We start from the raw sequence: 25,025 nt of genomic DNA, 5'->3' as shown, positions 1-25,025 counted from the left end.
TTCCTGGCTCAGGGGGTTGGGCTATGCTTGGCCGCCAGCAGATTGGTCATATCCTGCTCGCTGTCGCTAAAACGCTCGGCGATAGCCCGGAATTGCTCGTGGGCAGACAGAAAGGCATCGCAGACGTCCGGATCGAAGTGCCGGCCCCCCCCCTGGCGGATGATCTCCACCGCTTCCTGGTGAGACATGCCTGGCTTGTACACCCGGCGACTGATCAGCGCATCATAGACGTCAGCCACCGCCATCAGCCGGGCGCTGATGGGAATGGCATCTCCGGCCAGACCCTGCGGGTAGCCGCTGCCGTCCCACTTCTCCTGATGGCTGTAGGCAATCTCCTTGGCCAGACGCAAAAAGTCCACCGAGATGCCGAGCTGATCCTCGGCCCGCTGGATGGCATCACGCCCCAGGGTGGTGTGGGTCATCATGATCTCGAACTCTTCCACCGTTAAACGGCCGGGTTTCAGCAGGATGTGATCCGGGATGCCGACCTTGCCGATGTCGTGCAGGGGGGCCGACTTGAACAGCAGCCCGATGGTGTCGTCGTCGAGGAAGTGACGAAAACGGGGGTGATCCCGCAGCAGCTCGGCCAGCAGTTTGACGTAGTGCTGGGTGCGGCGAATATGATTGCCGGTCTCGTTGTCACGGGTCTCCGCCAGGGAGGCCATGGCCTGGATGGTCACGTCCTGGATGGCCATCACCTCGCGGGTGCGGCGCTGGACCTCCTGCTCGAGAAAGTCGTTCTGATCCCGCAGGAAATCGGCGGCAGCCTTGATCTTCAGTTGGGTATCGACCCGGGCCAGCACCCGGGGCGGGCTGATGGGCTTGGTGATGTAATCCACGGCGCCGAGCGCCAGTCCCTGGATCTCGCTCTCCACGGCGGTCATGGCGGTGAGGAAAATGATGGGAATATCGCGGGTTCGCGGCTCTTGCAGGAGCCGCTCGGCCACCTGATGGCCGGAGAGTCCCGGCATCATGATGTCGAGCAGTATCAGCTCAGGCAGAGGATCCCCCTGCAGGATGCGTAGCGCCTTCTCACCGCTGTTGGCAACCTTGACCCTGTACTTGTCCTTGAGCAAGGCGGCCATCAGCATCAGGTTGTCCGGGGTATCGTCCACCACCAGCACGGTTGCTGACTGATGGAAGTCTTGAGGATGATTCATGGTGCTTCCTGCTCCAGTTCAATAATGAGTGACCATTGCCATAAGCCACTCGATCTAGAGGAAGCTTAGCTTTGATATAAACTGCCTGCTTTCAATAAGTTGAGCAATAAAAAACCGGCGCACCACTGGCATGGTGCGCCGGTTTTCAGGCGGGATCTCCCGGGGCGGACGGCGCCGTGAACCCGGGGTCTATTCCACGGTGACGGATTTAGCCAGGTTGCGCGGCTGATCCACGTCGGTGCCCTTGATCAGGGCGACGTGATAGGAGAGCAGCTGCAGCGGCACCGTGTAGACGATGGGGGCTATCACCTCTTCCACGTGGTTGAGGCTCATCACCCGCATGGTCTCGTCGCTCTTGAAGCCGGCATCGGCATCGGCGAACACGTAGAGGATACCGCCACGGGCACGCACCTCTTCCACGTTGGACTTCAGCTTCTCCAGCAGATCGTTGTTCGGCGCCACCACTATGATGGGCATCTCGGCATCGATCAGCGCCAGCGGGCCATGCTTGAGCTCACCGGCGGCATAGGCTTCGGCGTGGATGTAGGAGATCTCCTTCAGCTTGAGCGCCCCCTCCATGGCGATAGGGTACTGGCTGCCACGGCCGAGGAACAGGCTGTGGTGCTTGTCGGCAAACTCTTCGGCCAGGGTCTCGATCTGCTTGGCCAGCGCCAGGCTCTCCTTGATGCGCAGCGGCAGCGCTTGCAGAGCCTTGACCAGCTCGGCCTCGGCGGCGGCACTCAGGTTGCCACGGCAGTGACCGACGGAGGCCACCAGCATCAGCAGGCCGGCCAGCTGGGTGGTGAAGGCCTTGGTGGAGGCGACACCGATCTCGGCCCCGGCCCGGGTCATGAAGGCAAGATCCGATTCGCGCACCAGGGAGGAGCCCGGCACGTTGCAGATCGCCAGCGAGCTCATGTAGCCGGACTCCTTGGCCAGCCGCAGGGCGGCCAGGGTATCGGCGGTCTCGCCGCTCTGGGACAGGGTCACCAGCAGGCTGTTGGGGCGCACCACCGACTTGCGATAGCGGAACTCGGAGGCTATCTCCACGTCGCAGGAGACACCGGCGATCTCTTCGAACCAGTAGCGGGCCACCATGCCGGAGTTGTAGGAGGTGCCGCAGGCGACGATCTGGATGTGCTCGACCTGGTCGAAGATGGCGCGGGCACCGTTGCCGAACGACTCGATCACCACGTGATCGGTGCCGAGGCGGCCTTCCAGGGTATTGGTGATGGCCTTGGGCTGCTCGTAGATCTCTTTGAGCATGTAGTGACGGTACTCGCCCTTGTCACCAGCATCGTGGGAGAGCTCGGACTCCAGCTCCTCGCGCACCACGGCGTCGCCGTGAGTGTCGAAGATGTGCACGTCGCGACGGGTCACCTCGGCCACGTCCCCCTCTTCCAGGAAGATGAAGCGGCGGGTCACCGGCAGCAACGCCATCTGATCGGAGGCGATGAAGTTCTCGCCGATGCCGCGGCCGATCACCAGGGGGGAGCCGGAGCGGGCCACCACCACGCGGCTGTCGTCGCGGCTGTCCATCACCACAGTGCCGTAGGCGCCACGCAGCTGCTTCACCGCCACCTGCATGGCGGCCAGCAGGCTGGGGGCGGATTTCAGCTCGTGGTGTACCAGATGGGCGATCACCTCGGTATCGGTGTCGGAGCTGAACTCGTAGCCCATGCCCTGCAGCCGGCTGCGCAGCTCTTCATGGTTCTCGATGATGCCGTTGTGCACCACCACTATGTGCTCGGAGACGTGGGGGTGGGCGTTGCGCTCGGACGGCTCGCCGTGAGTGGCCCAGCGGGTGTGGGCGATGCCGGTGCCGCCGTGGACGGACTGCTCTTCCAGCGCCTTGGCCAGTTCGGCCACCTTGCCCAGACGACGCACCCGCTGCAGCGGCTGGTTGGCGCTGAACACGGCCACCCCGGCGGAGTCATAACCGCGGTACTCGAGACGGCGCAGGCCTTCCACCAGAATTTCAGCCACATCACGTTGGGCCACGGCCCCGACGATGCCACACATAGACTTCTCCTTGAACTTGAACTTGAACTTGAACTTGAACTGTTAACAAACAATGGGATAGCAGGCGAGATTCAGCCTGCGAGGGGGGCGCAGATCAGCGTCACCCCTTTGGATTCGAGTAGTTGCCGGGTCTCGTCGGCCAGGCCGGCGTCGGTGACCAGGGTATGGATCTGTGCCCAGGGCAGCTCCAGATTGGGGATCTTGCGGCCTATCTTCTCCGACTCGACCATGACGATGACCTCGCGGGACACCTCGGCCATGACCCGGGACAGGCCCACCAGCTCGTTGAAGGTGGTGGTGCCCCGCTCGGGGTCTATGCCATCGGCGCCGATGAACAGCTGATCGAAGTCATAGGAGCGCAGCACCTGCTCCGCCACCTGACCCTGGAAGGATTCGGAGTGGGGATCCCAGGTACCACCGGTCATCAGCAGAGTGGGTTCGTTCTCCAGCTCGCGCAGGGCGCCAGCCACATTGAGGGAGTTGGTCATCACGATGAGGCCGCGCTTGTTGCCCAGCAGGGGGATCATGGCGCTGGTGGTGCTGCCGCTGTCGATGATGACGCGATTGTGATCGCGGATCCGCTCGGCGGCGGCACGGGCGATGGCCAGCTTTCGGTTCGAAACTTGCTCGGGGTTGCTGTCGGCTACCATTTCACTCGGCAGGGGCACGGCGCCACCGTAACGGCGCAACAACAGACCGCCGGTTTCCAGCACCGCCAGATCCTTGCGGATGGTCACTTCCGAGGTGGAGAAGTGTTTGGCGAGGGCATCGACGCTCACTTCACCCTGTTCTTGCACCAGGGTCACTATGGTGTGGCGACGCTGTTGAGTGTTTCGCTTGGTCATTATTAAGTTTCGATTCGAAAGAATGTCGAAATGTTAGCGCCTTTTTTGGAAAAATAAAACCGCAAATAGGATCCGATTTAGTTCGATGCCAGAATGGACAGGCCGATTTGCAACGAGGACGCCATGCAAAAACGAGTCATCTGGCTGGTGGAAGATGAGGCCAGCATCGCCGACACCCTGATCTATGCACTGCAAACCGACGGTTTCGAGGTGGAGTGGTTTCCCCTCGGCCAGCCGTTGCTGGTGCGACTGGAACAGACGCGGCCCGACTTTCTGATCCTGGATGTGGGGCTGCCGGACATCAGTGGTTTCGAGCTGTGCAAACTGGTCCGGGCTCGCTGCGACACCCCGCTGATGTTTCTCACCGCCCGCAGCGAGGAGATAGACAGGCTGATCGGGCTGGAGATTGGCGCCGACGACTATGTGGCCAAGCCCTTTTCCCCACGGGAGGTCTGTGCCCGGGTGCGGGTGATCCTGCGCCGCAGCCAACCCAGCCCCCCCCAACCGAGCCAGCTGCTGGCACTGGACGAGGAGCGGGCCCGCATCTGCTTCCACGGCCAGGCGCTGGCGCTCACCCGCTACGAATACCTGCTGCTCAGGACCCTGATGCAGGCACCGGGCCGGGTCTACTCCCGCCAGCAACTGATGGATCTGGTGTGGAGCGGGGCCGAGGAGAGCCTGGATCGCACCGTGGACACCCATATCAAGACCCTGCGCGCCAAGCTGCGGGAGCGGGATCCCGCCACCAATCTGATCCTGACCCACAGGGGGCTGGGCTACAGCCTGGAGTTGGCATGAGACGCTGGATGATGGCAATGGCTCGGTTGACTGAAGCTGGCGGGCCATACAGCCAGGAGCCGGCATGAGGATCGGGCTGCAACTGCTGTGTGGCCTGGTGCTGATCTTCGCCCTGGCCGCCTGGTTCGTGCTGGAGATCTTCGTCGAGGAGATAAAACCCGGGGTGCGCAGCGCCACCGAAGATACCCTGGTGGACATGGCCCAGCTGCTGGCGCCACTGGCGCTGGACGATCTGCAGGAAGGCAAGATGGCGGATGGCCGGCTCGCCAGCGCCTTCGCCCGCCTCAACCAGAGTCCCATCAACGCCCTGATCGACGGCCACCTCAAGCAACAGGCCGAGTACCGCATCTATGTGGTCGATGGGAAGGGGACCGTGGTCTATGACTCCAGCGGCCAGGATCTGGGCAAGGACTATTCGCGCTGGAACGACGTCTACCGCACCTTGCGCGGTGAATACGGCGCCCGCAGCACCCGCAGTGACCCGGATGACCCCGCCAGCTCGGTGATGCACGTGGCCGCACCGCTGCGGGATGGCTCCGAGATCCTGGGCTCCCTCACCGTCGCCAAGCCCAACCGCACCCTGTTGCCCATGATAGAGCGCAGCGAACACCAGTTGCTGCAGGGCGCTGCCTTGCTGCTGGGCCTCTCGCTGCTGATCGGCGCCCTGCTGGTGTGGTGGCTCAACCGCGCCATCGGCAAGCTGGTGCACTATGCCGATGCGGTCAGCCAGGATCAGCCCGCCAGCCTGCCGAGGCTCCACAGCCCTGAGCTGGACCGGCTCGGCCGATCTCTGGAGACCATGCGCCGTCGGCTCGACGGCAAGTCCTACATCGAATCCTATGTCCACAGCCTGACCCACGAGTTGAAGAGCCCCCTTGCCGCCATTCGCGGGGCCGGGGAGATATTGACCGAGGCGCCACCAGCCGAGGTGGCCAGGCGTTTCATCGGCAACATCAATCTGGAGACGGTCCGCATGCAGCGACTGATCGAGCGCATGCTGCAGCTGGCCAGGCTGGAGTCGGGGCAGGGGCTGGATCGTCAGTCTTGCGATCCCGCCAGGCTCGGCAGGCGGGTGCTGGACGCCCGCCAGATAGTCGCCCTGCGCCGTCAGATCACACTCCGACTCGATCTGGCCGAGGCCCAGAAGCAGAAGTGGGATCCCCTGCTGGTGGAGCAGGCCCTCGGCAACCTGCTGGACAACGCCCTCGATTTCTCGCCGATTGGTGGCCTCGTCACCCTTACGGGCAAGGGGCATGAGGGCGGCTATCTCTTCCAGGTGAGGGATCGGGGGCCCGGCATCCCGGACTACGCGCAGCCACGGATCTTCGAGCGCTTCTACTCCCTGCCCAGACCCGACAAGGGCAAGAGCAGCGGGCTCGGCCTCAGCTTCGCCAGCGAGGTGGCGCGCCAGCACGGCGGCCGGCTGAATCTGAGCAATCATCCCGAGGGCGGCGTGCTGGCCGAACTCTGGCTACCGACCGGCTGAACTTCACATTGAACACACAGAGCGACGCTAATCTGCGCCTCCCTGAGGTCGTGTCCCGCCAGGGTGCTCGACACGCGTTCTGATGAATCAAGGAGATCTTCATGCCCCGCATTCTGTTGTCCGGCCTGCTCGCCGCCAGCCTGCTCTGCTCATTGCCTGCCGGTGCCGCCACCGGTTGCATGCTGTTTGCCGATGGCAGCGGCAAGCCGATAACCACCGAGGGTGACTGCGCCAGTCAGCTGCCGCCCGCCTCCACCTTCAAGATCCCGCTGGCACTGATGGGCTATGACAGCGGTTTTCTGCTGGATGAGCAGCTGCCGGCGCTGCCGTTCAAACCCGGCGACGCCGATTTTCTGCCCGAGTGGCGGGAGACCACCAGCCCGAGTCGCTGGATGAAGTACTCCGTCATCTGGTACTCCCAGCGCCTCACCGAGTGGCTGGGGGCGGCGCGCTTCCAGCGCTATGTGGACAGCTTCGACTACGGCAACCGGGATCTCTCGGGCAACCCTGGCAAACACGACGGTCTGACCCAGGCCTGGCTCAGCTCCAGCCTCGCCATCAGCCCGCAAGAGCAGGCCCGCTTCCTCGGCAAGCTGGTGAGCGGCAAATTGCCGGTCTCCGCCCAGACCCTGAACCACACCAGCGCCATCCTGCGTCAACCGGACATCGATGGCTGGCAGATCCACGGCAAGACTGGCATGGGGTACCCCAAGTTGCTGGATGGCAGCCTCAACCGGGAGCAACAGATCGGCTGGTTCGTCGGCTGGGCCAGCAAGCAGGACAAGAAGCTCATCTTCGTCCACACCGTAGTGCAGAAGCCGGGCAAGCAGTTTGCGTCCCTCAAGGCGAGAGACGAGGTTTTTGCCGCCCTGCCGGCTCAGTTGAAGAAGCTGTAATACCAGCAAGAGCCGGCGCCCCGCGCCGGTTTTTTTATTCCCCTTCACCCTCACTTCACAGGGCCCCATCTCCCCTTCACCCAGACCAGTCACACTCGCTCCCATCAACAAGGAGATGCGTCATGGTCAAACAGATACTCACCCACAAGATCGTCCTACTATTGCTGCTCAGCCTGCTGCTGATGATCCCGGTTCACTCGATCATGGAACTGAACCGGGAACGTCAGGCTTACCGCAGCCAGGCCATCCACAGCATCATGGCCAGCAGCAGCGGCCCGCAACGGCTGCTGGGGCCGGTGCTGGTGCAGCCCTATACCCGCGCCGTGACGGTGGAGCAGGATGGCAAGCACTTCGTGCGCCAGGAGCGGGTCTATCGCTACCTGCTGCCGGATCAGCTGGATGTGCGGGCCAACATGGAAATCGCCCCGCGCAAGCTCGGCATCTATCAGGCCCAGGTGTACCAGACCCGCCTCTCCCTCTCCGGCCGCTTGCCAGCCAATCTGAATGACAAGCTGCTGGTGGCCGACAACCCGGATTTGCGCTTTGATGGCGCGGATCCTGCCCTGGTCCCGGGCAAACCCTACCTCAGCCTGGTGTTGTCCGATGCCCGCGGCATCAACAGCGTGCCAGAACTGCGACTGGGGGAGGCGCGTATCCCGTTTGCACCCGGCGCCCTGCTGGGGGACGCCATGGCGGGCATCCATGCGCCACTCGATGTATTGCCCGGCGAAGACGGTCGCTTTCACATCGAACTGAACCTGCAGGGAATGAATGCGCTGGAGATAGTCCCCCTCGGCCAGGACAGCAAGCTGCATCTGAGCGGTAACTGGCCCCACCCCAATTTCATCGGCGACTTCCTGCCCGGCAACCGCACCCTGAGCGAGCAGGGCTTCGAGGCCAACTGGCAGACCAGCTGGTTTGCTACCGACATGGAGACCCGTTTCAACCGTCTGATGAAAGGCGTTGGGGAGAAACTGCCCAGCTTCAGCGTCAGCCTGGTGCAACCGGTGGATCACTATCAGCTGAACGAGCGGGCCGCCAAATATGCCCTGCTGTTCATCGGCCTCACCTTCCTCAGCTTCTTCATGTTCGAGCTGCTCAAGGGGCTGCGGGTACATCCGATCCAGTACGCGCTGGTGGGCATGGGGCTGGCCATCTTCTACCTGGTGTTGCTGGCGCTGACCGAACATCTGGGCTTCGCCCTGGCGTATCTGCTGGCGAGTCTGGCCAGCGTGGCGCTCAACGGCTTCTACCTCAGCCATGTGTTGGGCGGGATCAGGCAGGGGCTGGGTTTCTCCGCGCTGCTGGGGCTGGTATACAGTATATTGTTCGGATTATTGCAGGCTGAAGAGATAGCCCTGCTGCTCGGTGCCCTGCTGCTGTTTGCCATCCTGGCGCTGGTCATGATGCTGACCCGCAAGCTGGATTGGTACCAGGTGACGGAGCGAGGGGAGCAGACCCCATAAACAAAACCGGCGCCATCAGGCGCCGGTTCTATGTCATGGGTGAGCCGGAACGAAGCCAGGCATCACTTCTTCTTGACCGGGCGAGCCCAGTTCTTGATGTGGCGCTGGGGCACCCGGGTGATGACCAGCTCGTTCTCGGCCACGTCCTTGGTGATGGTGGAGCCCGCCCCCAGGGTTGCACCCTTGCCGATGCGCACCGGCGCCACCAGCTGGGTATCGGAGCCGACGAAGACGTCGTCCTCGATGATGGTCTGGAACTTGTTCACCCCATCATAATTACAAGTAATGGTACCGGCGCCGATGTTCACCTTGGCACCGATGTCCGCATCCCCCAGATAGGTCAAATGACCACATTTGGAGCCAACCCCGAGCCGCGATTTCTTCATCTCGACGAAGTTGCCGACGTGGGCATCCTGCTCCAGTACGGCGCCGGGGCGCAGGCGGGCGAAAGGACCGACCGAGCATTGATCGGCCACCAGGGCACCTTCGATGACGGAGTAGGGCTTCACTTCGCTGTGATCGCCAATCTCGCAATCCTTTAGCACGCTGCCGGCACCGATGCGCACATGGTTACCGAGCTTCACCTTGCCCTCGATGATGACGTTGACGTCGATCACCACCTCTTCCCCGATCTCGAGCGTGCCACGCAGATCGAAGCGAGCGGGATCGATCAGGGTGGCGCCGGCGATCATCAGCTTCTCGGCCTGCATCTTCTGGTAGCTGCGCTCGAGCGCCGCCAGCTGGACCCGGTTGTTGGCCCCTTCCACTTCCATGGCATTGTCAGGATGGACGGCGGCGATGGAGCAGCCATCGCCATGAGCCATGGCGATCACGTCGGTGAGGTAGAACTCGCCCTGGGCGTTCTTGTTGTCCAGGCGAGACAGCCAGCTGCGCAGCTGCGCCCCCTTGGCCACCAGTACGCCGGTGTTCACCTCACAAATGGCGAGCTGCTCGGCATTGGCATCCTTCTGTTCGACGATACCGACCACCTGGCCATTCGCCCGCACGATACGGCCATAGCCGGTCGGGTTGTCCAGTACCACGGTCAGCAGCGCCATGCCGTCATCCGCCTTGGCGGCCAGCAGCCGTTGCAGGGTCTCTGGCTGGATCAGCGGGGTATCACCGTACAGCACCAGTACGTCGTCTTCGTCCTGCCAGAATGGGATGGCCTGGGCGACGGCATGGCCGGTGCCCAGCTGCTGCGCCTGCAGCACCCAGTTCAGATCTGGCGCGGCGATCCGCTCCTTCAGTAGCTCGGCGCCATGGCCATAGACCAGGTGCAGCTGTTCAGCACCGATCTGGCGCGCAGTCTCGATGACATGGGAGACCATGGGCTTGTTGGCGACGGGGTGCAGTACCTTTGGCAAGGAGGAGCGCATACGAGTACCTTTACCCGCAGCCAGGATCACGACGTTGAGAGACATAGCTAGCCTTTGAAACTTGAGGAAATACCCGGCGGAGTCTATCCAACGGATAAAAAAAAAGCGACCCGAAGGTCGCTTTTTGCATCACCGTGATTAACGGTAATTCTTTTTGACGATATCAATAACCCGCAGCTGGGCCATCGCTTTGGACAGCTCGGCAGATGCCTGCGCATAGTCGATATCACCATGGGAGCTGTGGATCCGCTCTTCGGCACGACGCTTGGCTTCCTGGGCTTTCGCCTCATCCAAGTCTTCGGCACGAATGGCGGTATCGGCCAGCACGGTCACGGACTCGGGTTGCACTTCCAGCATACCACCGGAGATGTACAACACCTCTTCGCTACCATTTTGCTTGATCAAGCGGACCAGGCCCGGCTTGATGGCAGTCAGCAACGGAGCATGACCGTGGCGAAGACCCAGCTCACCCTCGGAGCCTGTTACCTGAGCGGATTGAACCCGACCGGAAAACAGTTTCCCTTCGGCGCTCACCACGTCCAGGTGAAATGAGATCATCTCAGCCATAGGCCCTCCTATCGAGGCTTACAGTTTCTTGGCTTTCTCGACGACTTCGTCGATGCTGCCAACCATGTAAAACGCCTGCTCTGGCAGATCGTCGTACTCGCCTTTCAGGATGCCCTGGAAACCACGGATGGTCTCTTTCAGCGGCACGTATTTGCCGGAAGAACCGGTAAATACTTCGGCCACGAAGAACGGCTGGGACAGGAAACGCTCGATCTTACGGGCACGGGATACGGTCAGTTTGTCTTCTTCTGACAGTTCATCCATACCCAGGATGGCGATGATGTCCTTCAGCTCTTTGTAGCGCTGCAGTACGATCTGCACACCACGAGCAGTCTCGTAGTGCTCCTTGCCAACCACCAGCGGATCCAGCTGACGGGAGGTGGAGTCCAGCGGGTCAACGGCCGGGTAGATACCCAGGGCCGCGATCTGACGGGACAGAACGATGGTCGCATCCAAGTGGGCGAAGGTGGTCGCCGGAGACGGGTCGGTCAAGTCATCCGCAGGCACGTAAACGGCCTGGACTGAAGTGATGGAACCGGTCTTGGTGGAGGTGATACGTTCTTGCAGAACACCCATCTCCTCGGCCAGGGTCGGCTGGTAACCTACTGCGGACGGCATACGACCAAGCAGTGCGGATACTTCGGTACCGGCCAGGGTGTAACGGTAGATGTTGTCCACGAAGAACAGTACATCACGACCCTCGTCACGGAACTTCTCGGCCATGGTCAGACCGGTCAGCGCCACGCGCAGACGGTTTCCGGGCGGCTCGTTCATCTGACCGTAAACCAGAGATACTTTGTCCAGTACGTTGGACTCCATCATCTCGTGGTAGAAGTCGTTACCCTCACGGGTACGCTCACCCACACCGGCGAACACGGAGTAACCGCTGTGTTCGATCGCGATGTTACGGATCAGCTCCATCATGTTAACGGTCTTGCCGACACCGGCACCACCGAACAGACCGACCTTACCACCCTTGGCGAACGGACATACCAGGTCGATAACCTTGATGCCGGTCTCCAGCAGCTCGGCGCTGTTGGACTGATCTTCGTAGCTGGGGGCTTCGCGGTGGATGGACCAACGCTCTTCTTCGCCGATCGGGCCTTTCTCATCGATAGGCTCGCCCAGTACGTTCATGATACGACCCAGGGTCGAGGTACCAACCGGTACCTGGATGGCCTTGCCGCTGTTAACTACTTCCAACCCACGACGCAGACCGTCGGAGGAACCCATGGTGATGCAGCGAACGACGCCGCCGCCGATCTGTTGCTGAACTTCCAGTACCAGACCCTGGCCTTGGCCTTCGCTGATCACTTTCAGTGCATCGTACACCTGGGGCACGGCATCCTGCGGGAACTCGATGTCCACCACGGCGCCGATGATTTGGACGATGAAACCATTACTCATGTCAAATCCTCTAAACCTTTGATAACCCTTGCCTTACACCGCAGCAGCACCGGACACGATCTCTGTCAGTTCCTGGGTAATACTGGCCTGACGGGCCTTGTTGTACACCAGTTGCAGATCGTTAATCAGGTTACCGGCGTTGTCAGTCGCGGCTTGCATGGCAACCATTCGGGCTGCCTGTTCACTGGCCAAGTTTTCTACCACACCCTGGTACACCTGGGATTCGACGTAGCGAATCAGCAGGGTATCCAGCAGTTGCTTGGGATCCGGCTCATAGAGGTAATCCCAGTGGTTCTTCTTGTTCAGCTTGCTGTCTTCTGTTACGGGCAAAGGCAGCAGTTGATCGACCTTCGGTTGCTGAACCATGGTGTTAACAAACTTGTTGTACACCAGATACAGCCTATCAATCTCACCGTTGTCGTAAGCCTTCAGCATGACCTTGACTGAACCAATCAGGTCATTGACGCTCGGGTTGTCACCCAGTCCGGAGACATGGGCTTTCACCTTGGCGCCGTGCCGTTCGAAGAAGTTGGAGGCCTTGCTACCAATCAGTGCCATGTCAACCTTGGCACCTTGCTCGCTCCATTGCTTCATATCGTTGAGGGCAGCCTTGAACAAGTTGATGTTCAGACCCCCACACAGGCCACGGTCGGTGGAGACGACGATGTAACCCACTCGCTTGACCTCACGTTCGATGAGGTAGGGGTGCTTGTATTCCAAGTTCCCCTGAGCGATATGGCCGATCACCTTGCGCATGGTTTCAGCGTACGGACGGCTGGCAGACATGCGTTCCTGCGCACGGCGCATTTTGCTGGCTGCCACCATTTCCATAGCGCTGGTGATCTTCTGAGTGTTTTTCACACTCCCGATCTTGTTACGTATCTCTTTTGCGCCGGCCATCTCTTCTCTCCATCAGGTGGCAGCTTGTGCTGCCACACACGCTTACCAGGTCTGGGTTGCCTTGAAGTCATCCAGCAACGCAGTCAGCTTGCCAACGACAGCGTCGTTGTAGTCAGCCGAGGCATTGATTTCAGCCATCAGCGGACCGTGCTGGGTATTGGCGTAAGAGAGCAGAGAGGCCTCGAAGTCGACGATCTTGGCGATTTCGACATCGGCCAGATAACCCTTCTCGGCAGCGAACAGCACCAGAGCCTGGTGAGCCACGCTCATCGGAGAGTACTGCTTCTGCTTCATCAGCTCAGTCACTTTCTGACCGTGATCCAGCTGCTTGCGAGTCGCATCGTCCAGATCGGAAGAGAACTGGGCGAAGGCCGCCAGCTCACGATACTGAGCCAGTGCGGTACGAATACCACCGGACAGCTTCTTGACGATCTTGGTCTGAGCAGCGCCGCCTACACGGGATACGGAGATACCCGGGTCAACCGCCGGACGAATACCGGAGTTGAACAGCTGAGTGGTCAGGAAGATCTGGCCATCGGTGATGGAGATCACGTTGGTCGGCACGAACGCAGACACGTCACCAGCCTGAGTTTCGATGATCGGCAGCGCGGTCAAAGAACCGGTCTGGCCAGTCACGGCACCCTTGGTGAACTTCTCGACGTACTCGACGTTGACGCGGGAAGCACGCTCCAGCAGACGGGAGTGCAGATAGAACACGTCGCCCGGATAAGCTTCACGTCCTGGCGGACGGCGCAGCAGCAGGGAGATCTGGCGATAAGCTACGGCCTGTTTGGACAGGTCATCATAGATGATCAGCGCGTCTTCACCGCGGTCACGGAAGTACTCACCCATGGAGCAACCAGCATAAGGTGCCAGGTACTGCAGAGCAGCGGCTTCGGAGGCAGAGGCAACCACCACGATGGTGTTGGCCAGTGCGCCGTGCTCTTCCAGCTTGCGCACCACGTTGGCGATGGTAGAGGCCTTCTGGCCAATCGCAACGTAGACACACTTAATGCCGGAGTCTTTCTGGTTGATGATGGTGTCGATCGCGATGGCGGTCTTACCAACCTGACGGTCACCGATGATCAGCTCACGCTGGCCACGACCGATAGGGATCATGGCATCGATGGCTTTCAGACCGGTCTGGACTGGCTGGTCAACAGACTTACGCTCGATAACGCCAGGTGCAATGACTTCGATCGGCGAGTAGCCGTCGTTGTCTACCGGGCCCTTACCGTCGATCGGCTGACCCAGGGTGTTGACCACCCGGCCCAACAGACCACGACCGACCGGCACTTCCAAAATACGGCCGGTACCTTTTACTTTCATCCCTTCCGCCAGGTTGGCATAGGGACCCATTACTACGGCACCAACGGAGTCACGCTCCAGGTTCAATGCCAGAGCGAAGCGGTTGCCCGGCAGCTCGATCATCTCACCCTGCATGGCATCGGCCAGGCCGTGGATACGAATGATACCGTCGCTCACAGAGACGATGGTACCTTCGTTACGCGCTTCGCTCTTGACATCAAACTGCGCGATGCGCTGCTTGATAAGCTCGGCGATTTCAGTGGAATTCAGTTGCATGCTCTAATACCCCAATCAAGATTGCAGCGCATCGGCCATGCGATCCAGCTTACCGCGGACTGTGCCGTCGATAACCAGATCACCGGCCTTGATGAGCACCCCGGCCATCAAGGACGCATCGATGCTGCACTTCAGCTTCACTTTGCGCGCGAGACGTTGTTCCAGAGAAGCCTGAAGTTTGGCTTTCTGCTGGTCGGTCAGTTCGATCGCCGAAATCACGTCAGCCTGAACTTCTTTGTCCAGTTCAGCCTTGAGCGCTACAAATTCAGCAACGACTGCCGGCAGCACACCCAAGCGACCATTCTCGGCCATCACCCGGATCAGGTTCTGACCATGCTCGTCGAGTTGCTCACCGCAGACGCCCACAAACAGATTTGCGAGCTCTTCGGCAGCCACAGAGCCGTTCACCAGGTTGTGGATGGTGTCGTTCTCCGCTACTTGTGCAGCGAAGCCGAGCATCCCCAGCCATTGGTCAACCGCCTTGTGCTCAACGGCAAACTCGAAAGCAGCCTTGGCGTAGGGGCGAGCGATTGTAGTCAGTTCAGACATAGCCCCGTTCCCGTTACAGTTCTGCTACCAGTTTGTCGACGATGTCGCTGTTGGCAGCCTGGTCGATTTGGCGTGCCAGGATCTTCTCTGCACCCGCGATAGCAAGAGCAGCAACCTGCTTGCGCAGTTCTTCTTTGGCACGATGACGTTCAGCTTCGATCTCTGCACGGCCCTGAGCCAGGATTTTCTCCCGCTCTGCTTGAGCTCCGACAGCGGCTTCATCAATGATCTGGGCCTTGCGTTTGTTGGCCTGATCGACGATTTCAGCAGCCTGAAGCTTGGCTTCTTTCAGCTGATCGGTGGCGTTGGCCTTGGCCAAATCCAGATCTTTCTTGGCACGTTCGGCAGAAGAGAGACCATCAGCAATTTCTTTCTGACGGGCTTCGATGGCAGCGATCAACGGCGGCCATACGTACTTCATGCAAAACACTACGAAGATGAAAAAAGCAATTGCTTGGCCGAGGAGGGTGGCGTTGATATTCACAGCCGATGTCCTCTTAAGTTAGTTAATGGGTTCTGCGTGAGTCGTAACGACTTAGGCAACCGCAAACATCACATACAGACCCAGACCAACGGCGATCATCGGGATCGCATCTACCAGACCCATCACGATGAAGAACTGGGTACGCAGAACAGGGATCAGGTCAGGCTGACGAGCTGCACCTTCCAGGAACTTGCCACCCAGGATACCGATACCGATGGAGGCGCCGATAGCCGCCAGACCCATCATCATTGCAGCAGCGATGTACAGCAGGTCCATGTTCAAGTTTTCCATGAGGATCTCCATTTATTTAGATGTAATTGATTGTATAAAAAGGATTATTTGAGTTGCATCATCAATGGTCTTCTTGTGCCATCGACAGATAGACGATGGTCAGAACCATGAAGATAAACGCCTGCAAAGTGATGATCAGGATGTGGAAAATTGCCCAAGGCACGGACAGGATCCACTGTGACCACCAGGGTAACAAACCCGCAATCAGGATAAAGATCAGCTCGCCAGCATACATGTTGCCGAACAGTCGCAGACCCAAAGAAACAGGCTTGGAAATCAACGTGACGGTTTCAAGGATGAAGTTAACCGGGATGGCAGCGGGGTGATTGAAAGGCTGAAGCGTCAGCTCCTTCACGAATCCGCTGATACCCTTGACCTTGATGCTGTAATACAGGATCAAGAAGAACACGCCCAAAGCCATGGACATGGTGATGTTAACGTCAGCAGAGGGAACCACACGCAGATAGGGAACACCCATCAACTGTGCAGCGTGAGGGATAAAGTCAACGGGGATCAAATCCATGAAGTTCATCAGGAAGATCCAGACAAACACTGTCAGTCCCAACGGCGCAATGACCGGGTTCCGACCATGGAAGATATCTTTGACGTTACCATTCACAAACTCGACCAGCATCTCCACAAAGCACTGCAGTTTACCGGGCACACCGCTTGTGGCCTTGACGGCAACGCGGCGGAACGACCAGATAAACAGGGCGCCTAGCAAGACAGAAAATATCATAGAGTCGATATTGACCGTCCAGAACCCGGACCCGACTTGCAGGTGGGTCAGGTGGTGGGAGATATATCCCTGAGGAGTCAGGACTTCTCCGGTTGCAGACATGAGTTTTCCTAATAGTGGTTGTTAAGCGTGAATGAAACTATCCACTGTACAACGAGGGCGAGGATATAAGTGGCGAAGAACGAGACGGTGTTGACCTCGATCCCGGAGCCAAACATCAGGGCGAAAAGTCCTGTTGTAGTAATGAGCTTAATCCCTGCCCCACCATAAAAGTCCCGCAGAACCAGACCCACACTCTCCTTCGTCACCTTGCGGCGCAGAACCCAGAGCGTGAACAGAGCTTGAGGAACCCAGTACATTCCCCCCCCATAGAGAGAGGAATGTCCGGCGAACGCCCCCGCCTGATAAAACCAGACGGAACTGATCGCCAGGATCAGGATGAGCTGACAAACAAGCATAGCCAAGGCTAGCGTCAAACCTTCCAAGGCTACTTTCTGTTTCACCAACCTACCCCTGAACATTACAGAACTGTAAAAAATCGGGTTCCGAAGACCCCAGCTTCACAGCTCGAAAAGCCGGTCAAATTATACCCGTGAAGACGGCTATTGCAACATGGCAAAAATCCTTAATTTTTGCGGCTTTCCGCGCGAAATTAAGGTTATGTTCATATCGAAAGGAATGGATGTTTTATTACTACAGAAAGCGTAAAAATCACGATTCTGACAGGCCAAAATAGCACAGTAAGCGGTCCAAATCCGCTAAGTTATCGTAACTTATTACTAACTTACCGCTATCCTGCTTACCCGGTTGAAGTTGTACCTGATTGCCAATTTTTTCTGAAATCTGGCGCTCGATGTAACCGAATTGTGGATCGCGAACCGGTTCAACCTTGGTTTTTGCCGGTTCCAGCGTCTTTTGCACGAGTTTCTCGGTATCTCGCACGGTCAATCCCTTCTGGGCGACCAGCTTGGCCAGCTCGGACTGAGCCGGGCCGCTCAGCGCCAGCAGGGCACGGGCATGACCCATGTCGAGATCCCCGTGCTCGACGAAGCGTTTCACGTCTTCGTTGAGCTGATTGAGGCGCAGCAAGTTGGTCACTGTGGTGCGGGACTTGCCCACCGCCTCGGCTACCTGCTGGTGAGTCAGTTCGAATTCGGTCAGCAGGCGCTGCAGGGCGACCGCTTCCTCGATGGCGTTGAGATCCTCGCGCTGGATGTTCTCAATCAGCGCGATGGCCACTGCCGCCTCGTCCGGTACATCCTTGACGATGCAGGGAACCACCTCGAGCCTGGCGAGCTGGGAGGCGCGCCAGCGCCGCTCACCGGCGATGATCTCGAAGCGATTCTCGCCGATGGAACGTACCACTATCGGCTGAATCACGCCTTGCGCCCGGATCGAGTTGGCCAGGTCTTCCAGTGCATCCTGCGACATGTCCTTGCGCGGCTGGTACTTGCCAGACTGCAGCCACTCCAGCGGCAGCTTGCGCAACTCCCCCTGGTTGGTGGGGGCCATGGCCTGCTCGGTACGCTGGTCACTCATCACCTGTTTCTGGCGAGCGGCCGTGCTGGTGCTGAGCAGGGCATCCAGTCCCTTGCCCAGTCCACGTTTCTTCGGGGTCATATGCTCTCTCGGTCTGCGGTGGTCGGCTGGAGCTCTTGCTCCTGACGACGCAGGATCTCGCCAGCCAGGGCCAGATAGGCCTTGGCCCCCACCGATGATTTGTCATAGTGCATGGCCGGGGCACCGAAGCTCGGGGCCTCCGCCAGTCTTACGTTGCGGGGGATGATGGTGCGATAGACCTTGTCCCCAAAATGCTGTTTCAGCTGATCGGACACATCATTGGCCAACCGGTTGCGGTGATCGAACATGGTGCGCAGCACCCCTTCGATCTTCAGCTCCGGATTGACCACGGCCGCCAACTTGCTGATGGTATCGACCAGGGCGGTGAGCCCTTCCAGCGCATAATACTCACACTGCATGGGCACCAGCACGGAATCGGCGGCAGCCATGGCATTGACGGTCAGCATATTGAGAGAAGGCGGGCAGTCGATGAAGACGTAGTCGTATTTGTCCCGCACCGAGGCCAGCGCGTTGCGCAGGCGGATCTCGCGGGCGAAGAATTCCATCAGGCGAATTTCTGCCGCGGTGACATCGGCATTGGCGGCGATCAGGTGATAACCGCCCGATGTCTCGGGGATGATCACCTCACCGATGGGGGCATCGTCGATCAGCAGTTCATAGGCAGTGCGCTCGACTTCGTATTTGTCGACACCACTGCCCATGGTGGCATTGCCCTGCGGATCCAGATCGATCACCAGCACCTTGCGCCGGGTGGCGGCCAGGGAGGCGGCCAGATTCACACAGGTGGTGGTTTTACCCACTCCACCCTTCTGGTTGGCTATGGCAATGACTTTTCCCACACTATCCCCTAAATGAATACGGCGGCCCTATTCGGGCTGGATGGCTTGAAACTCCAGCAGATGACGCTCGCCTTCCAGCTCCGGCACCACCAGTTTGTGAGTGGCGACGAGACGAATACTGGCAGGCAGCTCGGCCAGTTCCTGCTCGGGATATTGTCCCTTGAGCGCCAGGAAACTGCCCTGGGGTGACGGCAGATGGTGACACCAGCTCAGCATGTCCTCCAGAGAGGCAAAGGCACGGCTCAGCACTCCATCGAAGCCCACCTCTGGCTGATACTCTTCAACCCGGGACTTGATTGGCGTCACATTGGTCAGCCCCAGCTCCAGGATCACCTGACGGATGAAGTTGATCCGCTTGCCCAGACTGTCGAGCAGCACGAACTGCTTGTCCGGATTGATGACGGCCAACGGCAAACCCGGCAGCCCGGGGCCGGTCCCGACATCGATGAAATGCTCACCCTTCAGGTGAGGGCTCACTACCAGGCTGTCGAGAATATGCTTGACCAGCATGGCGTCCGGATCCCGCACCGAGGTGAGATTGTAAGCCTTGTTCCACTTGTGCAGCAACTCAACCAGCTGTATCAACTGGCTCTTTTGGGTATCGGTGATAACAATATCGGCCTGCATGAGCAGGCCATTCAGTCTTTCCAGCATATTTTCCAACGGTGAGGATCCTCAGGCGGTTTTACGCAGCAGGCCGTGTTTTTTCAGGTGTACCAGCAGGATGGAGATGGCGGCCGGGGTGATGCCGGAGATGCGGGAGGCCTGACCTATGGTCTGCGGCTTGGCATCGTTGAGCTTGGCGATCACCTCGTTGGAGAGACCATTCACGTCGCGGTAATTCATGTCCAGCGGCAACAGGGTGTTCTCGTTGCGCAGCTGCTTCTCCACCTCGTCGTGCTGACGCTCGATGTAACCGGCATATTTGATCTGGATCTCCACCTGATCCGCGGCGGCAGGATCGGCCAGACCCGGGCCCACACCTTCGATGGCCATCAAGGCGTCGTAGGTCACCTCGGGGCGACGCAGCAGCTCCTCCAGATTCTGTTCGCGAGTCAGCGGGGTGTTGACCAGGGCGTTGACCGCCTCCAGCGAAGGGTGTTGCGGGTGGATCCAGGTCGAACGCACGCGCTGACGCTCCTGCTCAACCTGCTCCATCTTGGCGTTGAACTTGCTCCAGCGCTCGTCATCCACCAGACCCAACTCACGACCGATGGCGGTCAGACGCAGATCGGCGTTATCTTCGCGCAGCAACAAGCGATATTCGGCGCGGCTGGTGAACATGCGATACGGTTCGCGGGTCCCCAGGGTGGAGAGATCGTCCATCATCACGCCCATGTAGGCCTGATCCCGGCGAGGATGCCAGGCATCTTTGCCCTGAGCCCGCAGGCCGGCGTTCAAACCCGCCATCAACCCTTGGGATGCCGCCTCTTCATAGCCGGTGGTGCCGTTGATCTGGCCGGCGAAGAACAGGTTTTCGATGCACTTGCTCTCCATGTTGGCCTTGAGATCCCGCGGATCGAAGAAGTCATATTCGATGGCATAGCCGGGGCGGGTGATGTGGGCATTCTCGAAGCCACGGATCGAGCGGACGATCTGCACCTGCACGTCGAACGGCAGGCTGGTGGAGATCCCGTTCGGGTAGAGTTCGTGGGTGGTCAGGCCTTCTGGCTCGACGAAGATCTGATGCGCCGTCTTGTCTGCAAAACGAGTGATCTTATCTTCGATCGACGGGCAGTAACGGGGACCGATCCCCTCGATCACCCCGGCGTACATGGGGCTGCGATCCAGGTTGTTGCGGATCACTTCGTGAGTCTGCTCGTTGGTGTGAGTGACGTAGCAAGGCACCTGGCGTGGGTGCTGACTGGCATCGCCGATAAACGAGAAGACCGGACGAGGATCGTCACCGTGCTGCTGCTGCATCACGGAGAAATCGACGGTGCGGGCATCGATACGAGGCGGTGTGCCGGTCTTGAGGCGATCCATGCGAAACGGCATCTCACGCAGGCGTTGAGCCAGGGCGATCGAGGGAGGATCCCCGGCGCGACCGCCCTTGTAGTTTTCCATGCCGATATGGATCAAGCCGTTCAGGAAGGTCCCGACGGTCAGCACCACTGTCTTGCCACTGATGCGGATCCCGCTCTGGGTGACGACACCGGCAACACGATCCCCGTCCATGATCAGATCGTCGCAGGCCTGCTGGAAGATCTTCAGATTCTGGTAGTTTTCAAGTGTCTGGCGTACTACGGCCTTGTAGAGCAAGCGATCTGCCTGAGCACGAGTCGCACGTACTGCCGGACCTTTGGAGGAGTTGAGTGTACGGAACTGGATCCCGCCAAGATCGATGGCTCGCGCCATGATCCCGCCCAGAGCGTCTACTTCCTTGACCAGGTGTCCCTTGCCGATCCCGCCGATCGCCGGATTACAGGACATGTGTCCCAGCGTATCGATGTTGTGGGTCAGCAACAGGGTATTGAGGCCCATACGGGCGGCCGCTGTTGCTGCTTCGGTTCCTGCGTGACCGCCGCCGACGACGATCACATCAAATTGTTCATGGTATTGCATTGGGGATCACCTTGATCTGCACGCCTGAAGATCGTTATTTGCCTGGGCTGGAGGGCGGATCATTCTATCTGTTTCGCATCCTGAGGGGAACGTCTACTTCAGGATCAGTATGGATGAAGGATCCATTAAATAGATCTTAAGGATCTTTAGATCGATCTTTTCTATTGGATCTTTTATTAGGATCCAAGGTTTCTGTTGATAAGCACTTTTTGATCATAAAGATCATCTGGTTATAGACGATCCCAGCTTGTGGAAAAGCTTGGATCCTGAGGCCTTGAACTAGGGGATAACCAGTACTTTTATACACAGGCACTAGCTAGATTGGATCTCATACATGGATAACTATAGGTTTTACAGCGGTTAACCCTATAGTTATACACAAACAATCGCAGTTTTTTTCGTCACCTCGCTAAAAGTCCCATGCGGGAAGATCTGTTAATAACCTGGTGGATAGGGATCTGGGGATAAGCGGGGAGATCGGCGCTCTGTCACCGGATCTCCCCGTCCCTGATCAGGCGATCATCTGCATCCACTGCTGGATCCAGACTTCAGCAGCATCTTCCGGTATCTCATGCTGGGTCACATCGATATCGAGACGATCCCCGATCCGGCTGGCGCCGCACTCGGCCAATAGACGATCCAGCGTCCTGCCACCCTGGCAGAAGGTGTCATAACTGCTGTCACCGAGCGCGATCACCCCATATTTCAAGGCGTTAAGATCCGGATGCAGGTCGGCAAGATCCTTGGCGAAGGGCTGCAGGTTATCGGGAACGTCGCCGGCACCATGGGTGGAGGTGATAACCAGCAGTATGGTATCTGGCTCGGCCAGCACCTCGGCAAGGCGCGCCGGGTTGTGGATCTGGGGCTGATGACCCGCCTGTTCCAGCAGGCTGGCGACATGATCTGCGACATATTCGGCGGCGCCCAGCATGGAGCCGACGACGAGATTGAGTTTGGCCATGGAATGGATCCTGAAAAAATGCGGAAAGTGCGGAGCCGGATTCTACCGCCAAAGGATGTGGATAAATATGGATAAAGCTTGGGGATAAAGGATCCTTTCGACTTTTTGAGCGAGAGGCGAGAGGGATCGCCATTTTTGATCCTTGTCAGGCGCCGGTCCGTTAGCCCAATGCATGAATGAGTCCTGCTGCTCGAAATAACGTCCACTTGATACATTAAGTAACAATACAGATGCAAATGATTAGCAATTATTGAATCGATTCGATCATGGCTCCTGTAGTAGCATGATGCTGCTTTATTCGCCTAAGGAACCGGGCTGACCGGCAAGATTGGGCGCTCATAATAAGAAACCAAAATAACGTATTGATATTTGAGACATTTAATATGATTGCGCAAAATGACAACCCCATTGCAGTGATGCGGAAGAAGGGTGTTCAACGCCTGCTGCCGCTCTCCTGTTTGCTAGCAAGTCTGCCGGTTCTGGCTGCGGAACAAGTGGAAAAGGAATCACCCAAGGCCAGTGAGACCATGGTGGTAACCGGTACCGCCATGAAGATCGAAGTGCCGATGGCCGAGACGCCTCGCGCCGTCTCCGTGGTCAATCGCGAGGAGATGGATCAGCACGCCGTACAGCAGCTCGACGAATCCCTGCGTTATCGCTCTGGCGTCCTCTCCGGCCTCTACGGTTCAGACAACAACACCGACTGGTTCAAGGTGCGTGGCTTCGATGCCGCCTCTTATCTGGACGGCAACCGCCTGTTCAGCACCGGTTACTACGTGTGGACACCGGAGCCATTCGGTCTGGAGAGCGTGGAAGTGCTCAAAGGCCCCGCCTCCATTCTCTACGGTGAGGCACCTCCCGGCGGCGTGATCAACGCCATCAGCAAGCGTCCTACCGCGACGCCGCAAGGTCTGGTCAACCTGCAACTGGGCAACCGGGATCTGCGTCAGGTCGGGGTCGATTTCTCCGACGATCTGACCGACAACAGCCGTTATCGCATGGTTGCTCTCTATAAAGAGCGTGATGGCGTGCTGGATGGCACCTACAACGAGCGTGCCTACCTGGCGCCGAGCGTGACTCTGGATATCTCGGATCGTACCAGCCTCACCCTGCTGGCCAGCTTCCTGCACGACGAAGGGGTGCCCACCAACGGTTTCTTCCCCGTCTATGGCACCCTCAATACCGAAGGCGGCCAGATCGATCCCAGCACCAACCTGAGTCAGCCGGATTACGATCGCAACCGCAACACCCAGATCTCTGCCGGCTACGAGTTGGCCCACCAGATCAACCAGACCTGGGAGTTCAAGCAGAACGTTCGCTTCAACTACAACGATCTGTTGCTGCGTCAGACCTATATCTTCCCGACTTACGAAGGCACCACCGCCTACCGTGGTCTGGTTTACCGTGATGGGGACACCAAGAGTGCCACCATGGATAACCAGCTGGTGGGCTACTGGAACACGGATCGCACCGAGCAGACCCTGTTGATGGGGATCGATCTGCAGCGCCACGTGAACGAAGGGGTTGAGGCCGATAACTACGGCATGGGCTCCATCGATACCATGCATCCGGATTACAGTGGTTTCCCAGGTTTTGATGAGTCCACTGCGACCTATCAGAAGAACACCAAGGGCCAGAGTGGTATCTATGCCCAGCATCAGATCCGTTGGGATGATCGCTGGTTGCTGACCGCAGGTGGTCGTTTCGACTATGTGGAGACCCACAACATCAGCGAAGCGGTGAGCAAGAACGAGAAACAGTATGACGACAACCTCTCGCTCTCCGGCAGTCTGATGTACCTGGCCGACAATGGCCTCTCCCCGTACTTTGCCTATGCCGAATCATTCGAAGTGCTGCCGGGTATCGACCCCAACACCAAGAACTCCTACAAGCCGCTGGAAGGCAAGCTGTATGAGACCGGTATCAAGTACGCGCCGAGCTTCCTCGATGGTTACATCAACCTGGCGCTGTTCGATCTGGAGCAGACCAACTCACTGGTCTCCACCGGTTCCGGCCAACAGACCCAGGCGGGTGAAGTAACCTCCCAGGGTGTCGAGCTGGAAGGGAGCGTACAGGCGACAGAGGCACTGCGCCTGACCGCTGCCTATACCTACACCGATGCCAAGACCAACGACACCGGTGACGGCGATCGTCGCGCCAGCCTGATCCCGCGCCACCAGGCCTCCTTCTGGGGTAACTACAAGGTGCAGCAAGGGCCGGTTTCCGGCCTGGAAGTGGGCACTGGCGTGCGTTATATCGGCTCCAGTGTCGGCATTGGTGCCGTGAATGCGGACTACACCCCGATCTATGGTTCGGCCGAAGTGCCAGCCCAGACCGTGTGGGATGCGATGATCGGGTATGACTTTGCCAAGAACTGGCGTGCCCAGGTCAACGTCAACAACCTGCTGAACGACACCTACGTAGCGAGCTGTGATTACTACTGCTACTACGGTGAGCCGCGCAGCGTAGTCGGATCTGTCAACTACCGCTGGTAAGATACAGGCCG

At 58.9% G+C, this 25,025-nt stretch carries 23 protein-coding genes; 5 read left to right on the top strand and 18 right to left on the bottom strand.

What is annotated here, in order from left to right; all coding sequences use genetic code 11:
• Positions 1-8: 8 nt before the first annotated feature.
• The 3 genes from BN1137_RS08880 to BN1137_RS08870 form a co-directional block, all read right to left on the bottom strand.
• Positions 9-1,160, bottom strand: coding sequence for a response regulator (locus tag BN1137_RS08880; RefSeq protein WP_033129651.1), 1,152 nt, complete (start codon positions 1,158-1,160; stop codon positions 9-11).
• 189 nt (positions 1,161-1,349) lie between these two features.
• Entirely contained in the window at positions 1,350-3,182 is a 1,833-nt protein-coding gene (gene glmS / locus BN1137_RS08875) for a glutamine--fructose-6-phosphate transaminase (isomerizing) (protein ID WP_050718251.1), read from the bottom strand.
• Between the two features lie 71 nt (positions 3,183-3,253).
• Entirely contained in the window at positions 3,254-4,027 is a 774-nt protein-coding gene (locus tag BN1137_RS08870; RefSeq protein WP_050718250.1) for a DeoR/GlpR family DNA-binding transcription regulator, read from the bottom strand.
• 123 nt (positions 4,028-4,150) lie between these two features.
• Here BN1137_RS08870 and blrA point away from each other — a divergent pair, with 123 nt between their 5' ends.
• The 4 genes from blrA (at position 4,151) to creD (ending at position 8,673) form a co-directional block, all read left to right on the top strand.
• Positions 4,151-4,825, top strand: coding sequence for a beta-lactam response regulator transcription factor BlrA (blrA, locus tag BN1137_RS08865; protein WP_050718249.1), 675 nt, complete (start codon positions 4,151-4,153; stop codon positions 4,823-4,825).
• Between the two features lie 64 nt (positions 4,826-4,889).
• Complete coding sequence (gene blrB, locus BN1137_RS08860; protein WP_050718248.1) at positions 4,890-6,311, top strand: beta-lactam sensor histidine kinase BlrB; 1,422 nt, start codon at positions 4,890-4,892, stop codon at positions 6,309-6,311.
• 101 nt (positions 6,312-6,412) lie between these two features.
• Positions 6,413-7,207 (top strand): class D beta-lactamase, encoded by a 795-nt coding sequence (gene blaOXA / locus BN1137_RS08855; protein WP_050718247.1) that lies wholly within the window; start codon positions 6,413-6,415, stop codon positions 7,205-7,207.
• A 122-nt stretch (positions 7,208-7,329) separates the two neighbouring features.
• Complete coding sequence (gene creD, locus BN1137_RS08850) at positions 7,330-8,673, top strand: cell envelope integrity protein CreD (protein WP_050718246.1); 1,344 nt, start codon at positions 7,330-7,332, stop codon at positions 8,671-8,673.
• Positions 8,674-8,735: 62 nt separating this feature from the next.
• On the opposite strand, the gene glmU is transcribed toward creD, so the two are convergent.
• The 15 genes from glmU to mioC all read right to left on the bottom strand — a co-directional run bounded on the left by glmU (position 8,736) and on the right by mioC (position 22,519).
• Positions 8,736-10,097: a bifunctional UDP-N-acetylglucosamine diphosphorylase/glucosamine-1-phosphate N-acetyltransferase GlmU gene (glmU, locus tag BN1137_RS08845; RefSeq protein ID WP_050718245.1), complete on the bottom strand. Its 1,362-nt coding sequence runs from the start codon at positions 10,095-10,097 to the stop codon at positions 8,736-8,738.
• Between the two features lie 93 nt (positions 10,098-10,190).
• The gene (locus BN1137_RS08840; protein ID WP_033129658.1) at positions 10,191-10,619 is read right to left on the bottom strand and encodes a F0F1 ATP synthase subunit epsilon; all 429 of its coding nucleotides are present in this window, start codon (positions 10,617-10,619) and stop codon (positions 10,191-10,193) included.
• An 18-nt stretch (positions 10,620-10,637) separates the two neighbouring features.
• Complete coding sequence (gene atpD / locus BN1137_RS08835; protein WP_033129659.1) at positions 10,638-12,026, bottom strand: F0F1 ATP synthase subunit beta; 1,389 nt, start codon at positions 12,024-12,026, stop codon at positions 10,638-10,640.
• 33 nt (positions 12,027-12,059) lie between these two features.
• Positions 12,060-12,926: a F0F1 ATP synthase subunit gamma gene (gene atpG / locus BN1137_RS08830; RefSeq protein ID WP_050718244.1), complete on the bottom strand. Its 867-nt coding sequence runs from the start codon at positions 12,924-12,926 to the stop codon at positions 12,060-12,062.
• Between the two features lie 42 nt (positions 12,927-12,968).
• Complete coding sequence (gene atpA / locus BN1137_RS08825; protein WP_033129661.1) at positions 12,969-14,510, bottom strand: F0F1 ATP synthase subunit alpha; 1,542 nt, start codon at positions 14,508-14,510, stop codon at positions 12,969-12,971.
• 15 nt (positions 14,511-14,525) lie between these two features.
• On the bottom strand, positions 14,526-15,059 hold the full coding sequence (atpH, locus tag BN1137_RS08820) for a F0F1 ATP synthase subunit delta (RefSeq protein ID WP_050718243.1): 534 nt from the start codon (positions 15,057-15,059) through the stop codon (positions 14,526-14,528).
• Between the two features lie 13 nt (positions 15,060-15,072).
• Entirely contained in the window at positions 15,073-15,543 is a 471-nt protein-coding gene (gene atpF, locus BN1137_RS08815) for a F0F1 ATP synthase subunit B (RefSeq protein WP_033129663.1), read from the bottom strand.
• A 51-nt stretch (positions 15,544-15,594) separates the two neighbouring features.
• Positions 15,595-15,834, bottom strand: a complete 240-nt coding sequence (atpE, locus tag BN1137_RS08810) for a F0F1 ATP synthase subunit C (RefSeq protein WP_010672265.1) — start codon at positions 15,832-15,834, stop codon at positions 15,595-15,597.
• 61 nt (positions 15,835-15,895) lie between these two features.
• A complete protein-coding gene (gene atpB / locus BN1137_RS08805) occupies positions 15,896-16,675 on the bottom strand; it encodes a F0F1 ATP synthase subunit A (RefSeq protein ID WP_033129664.1) in 780 nt (259 codons plus the stop codon).
• An 8-nt stretch (positions 16,676-16,683) separates the two neighbouring features.
• Positions 16,684-17,094, bottom strand: coding sequence for an ATP synthase subunit I (locus tag BN1137_RS08800; RefSeq protein WP_050718242.1), 411 nt, complete (start codon positions 17,092-17,094; stop codon positions 16,684-16,686).
• A gap of 190 nt (positions 17,095-17,284) precedes the next feature.
• A complete protein-coding gene (locus BN1137_RS08795) occupies positions 17,285-18,193 on the bottom strand; it encodes a ParB/RepB/Spo0J family partition protein (protein WP_050718241.1) in 909 nt (302 codons plus the stop codon).
• Positions 18,190-18,993, bottom strand: coding sequence for a ParA family protein (locus BN1137_RS08790; protein ID WP_050718240.1), 804 nt, complete (start codon positions 18,991-18,993; stop codon positions 18,190-18,192). The genes BN1137_RS08795 and BN1137_RS08790 overlap by 4 nt, the downstream gene beginning before the upstream one ends.
• 27 nt (positions 18,994-19,020) lie before the next feature.
• Positions 19,021-19,647, bottom strand: coding sequence for a 16S rRNA (guanine(527)-N(7))-methyltransferase RsmG (rsmG, locus tag BN1137_RS08785; protein ID WP_050718265.1), 627 nt, complete (start codon positions 19,645-19,647; stop codon positions 19,021-19,023).
• 21 nt (positions 19,648-19,668) lie between these two features.
• Positions 19,669-21,558 (bottom strand): tRNA uridine-5-carboxymethylaminomethyl(34) synthesis enzyme MnmG, encoded by a 1,890-nt coding sequence (mnmG, locus tag BN1137_RS08780; RefSeq protein ID WP_050718239.1) that lies wholly within the window; start codon positions 21,556-21,558, stop codon positions 19,669-19,671.
• Between the two features lie 511 nt (positions 21,559-22,069).
• A complete protein-coding gene (gene mioC / locus BN1137_RS08775) occupies positions 22,070-22,519 on the bottom strand; it encodes an FMN-binding protein MioC (RefSeq protein WP_050718238.1) in 450 nt (149 codons plus the stop codon).
• Positions 22,520-22,902: 383 nt separating this feature from the next.
• Here mioC and BN1137_RS08770 point away from each other — a divergent pair, with 383 nt between their 5' ends.
• The gene (locus BN1137_RS08770) at positions 22,903-25,014 is read left to right on the top strand and encodes a TonB-dependent siderophore receptor (RefSeq protein WP_050718237.1); all 2,112 of its coding nucleotides are present in this window, start codon (positions 22,903-22,905) and stop codon (positions 25,012-25,014) included.
• Positions 25,015-25,025: the final 11 nt, after the last annotated feature.

It is taken from the genome of Aeromonas tecta, from assembly GCF_000820185.1.
GTDB lineage: Bacteria > Pseudomonadota > Gammaproteobacteria > Enterobacterales > Aeromonadaceae > Aeromonas > Aeromonas tecta.
The sequence above is the reverse complement of the archived record's forward strand: the minus strand, read 5'-3'. Positions and strand labels throughout refer to the sequence as shown.

Excerpts from the sequence above, each read along its gene's own strand:
- BN1137_RS08795 (WP_050718241.1), bottom strand. The coding sequence starts at position 18,193 with ATGACCCCGAAGAAACGTGGACTGGGCAAGGGACTGGATGCCCTGCTC.
- mioC (WP_050718238.1), bottom strand. The coding sequence starts at position 22,519 with ATGGCCAAACTCAATCTCGTCGTCGGCTCCATGCTGGGCGCCGCCGAA.
- blrA (WP_050718249.1), top strand. The coding sequence starts at position 4,151 with ATGCAAAAACGAGTCATCTGGCTGGTGGAAGATGAGGCCAGCATCGCC.
- atpA (WP_033129661.1), bottom strand. The coding sequence starts at position 14,510 with ATGCAACTGAATTCCACTGAAATCGCCGAGCTTATCAAGCAGCGCATC.
- atpG (WP_050718244.1), bottom strand. The coding sequence starts at position 12,926 with ATGGCCGGCGCAAAAGAGATACGTAACAAGATCGGGAGTGTGAAAAAC.
- blrB (WP_050718248.1), top strand. The coding sequence starts at position 4,890 with ATGAGGATCGGGCTGCAACTGCTGTGTGGCCTGGTGCTGATCTTCGCC.
- atpB (WP_033129664.1), bottom strand. The coding sequence starts at position 16,675 with ATGTCTGCAACCGGAGAAGTCCTGACTCCTCAGGGATATATCTCCCAC.
- BN1137_RS08770 (WP_050718237.1), top strand. The coding sequence starts at position 22,903 with ATGATTGCGCAAAATGACAACCCCATTGCAGTGATGCGGAAGAAGGGT.
- BN1137_RS08880 (WP_033129651.1), bottom strand. The coding sequence starts at position 1,160 with ATGAATCATCCTCAAGACTTCCATCAGTCAGCAACCGTGCTGGTGGTG.
- glmS (WP_050718251.1), bottom strand. The coding sequence starts at position 3,182 with ATGTGTGGCATCGTCGGGGCCGTGGCCCAACGTGATGTGGCTGAAATT.
- BN1137_RS08870 (WP_050718250.1), bottom strand. The coding sequence starts at position 4,027 with ATGACCAAGCGAAACACTCAACAGCGTCGCCACACCATAGTGACCCTG.
- rsmG (WP_050718265.1), bottom strand. The coding sequence starts at position 19,647 with ATGCTGGAAAGACTGAATGGCCTGCTCATGCAGGCCGATATTGTTATC.
- creD (WP_050718246.1), top strand. The coding sequence starts at position 7,330 with ATGGTCAAACAGATACTCACCCACAAGATCGTCCTACTATTGCTGCTC.
- BN1137_RS08800 (WP_050718242.1), bottom strand. The coding sequence starts at position 17,094 with ATGTTCAGGGGTAGGTTGGTGAAACAGAAAGTAGCCTTGGAAGGTTTG.
- blaOXA (WP_050718247.1), top strand. The coding sequence starts at position 6,413 with ATGCCCCGCATTCTGTTGTCCGGCCTGCTCGCCGCCAGCCTGCTCTGC.
- atpD (WP_033129659.1), bottom strand. The coding sequence starts at position 12,026 with ATGAGTAATGGTTTCATCGTCCAAATCATCGGCGCCGTGGTGGACATC.
- atpE (WP_010672265.1), bottom strand. The coding sequence starts at position 15,834 with ATGGAAAACTTGAACATGGACCTGCTGTACATCGCTGCTGCAATGATG.
- BN1137_RS08840 (WP_033129658.1), bottom strand. The coding sequence starts at position 10,619 with ATGGCTGAGATGATCTCATTTCACCTGGACGTGGTGAGCGCCGAAGGG.
- atpH (WP_050718243.1), bottom strand. The coding sequence starts at position 15,059 with ATGTCTGAACTGACTACAATCGCTCGCCCCTACGCCAAGGCTGCTTTC.
- mnmG (WP_050718239.1), bottom strand. The coding sequence starts at position 21,558 with ATGCAATACCATGAACAATTTGATGTGATCGTCGTCGGCGGCGGTCAC.
- glmU (WP_050718245.1), bottom strand. The coding sequence starts at position 10,097 with ATGTCTCTCAACGTCGTGATCCTGGCTGCGGGTAAAGGTACTCGTATG.